Below are 684 nucleotides of genomic sequence, written 5' to 3' on the forward strand. Positions count from 1 at the left end.
TCAAGGACGGCAAGGTGGTGGAACGCGGGCCCAGCGATGAAGTGTTTGCCGCGCCTCAACACCCTTACACCCGGGAACTCCTCGCGGCGGCGCACCCATGAGCACCACTGGCAGCCTCAAGGATTACCAATACGTTCGCGGCCTGGCGATCCAGTCGCTGTTCGAGATCATCGAGCAGTCCAGCGAAGGCACGGTGATTGTCGACGGTGACGCGAACATCGTCTGGATGAACGAGCGCTACGCCAAGCGCTTCGGCCTGAAAAGCGCCGACGAAGCCATCGGGCAACCCTGCGAGCAGGTGATTTCCAACAGCCTGTTGCGCCAGGTGGTGCGTAACGACCAGCCGATATTGCTGGATATCCAGGACACGCCCAAAGGCCCGCTGGTGGTGATGCGCCTGCCGATCCATGACGACGCCGGCAAGGTGATCGGCGCCATCGGGTTTGCGTTGTTTGATGAGCTGCGCAACCTGTCGCCGCTGATCGAGCGCTACCTGAGCATGCAGCAGGAACTGGCTTCCACTCGGTCGCTGCTGAGGTCGCGGCAGAGTAAATACAACTTCGCGCACTTTATCGGCACCAGCGCGGCCAGCCTGGAAGTCAAACGTCGGGCGCGGCGCAGTGCGAGCGCGGAGTCGCCAGTGTTGCTGCTGGGGGAAACCGGGACCGGCAAGGAGCTGCTGGC

Annotated in this window: 1 protein-coding gene; it reads left to right on the forward strand. The window is 62.7% G+C overall.

Going from position 1 to position 684, the window contains the following annotated elements; all coding sequences use genetic code 11:
• Positions 1 to 97 precede the first annotated feature (97 nt).
• Positions 98 to 684: PAS domain-containing protein (locus HX873_RS31060; protein ID WP_177123799.1), on the forward strand; the 587-nt coding region annotated here is incomplete at its 3' end.

It is taken from the genome of Pseudomonas sp. P7758 (genome assembly GCF_013386485.1).
GTDB lineage: Bacteria > Pseudomonadota > Gammaproteobacteria > Pseudomonadales > Pseudomonadaceae > Aquipseudomonas.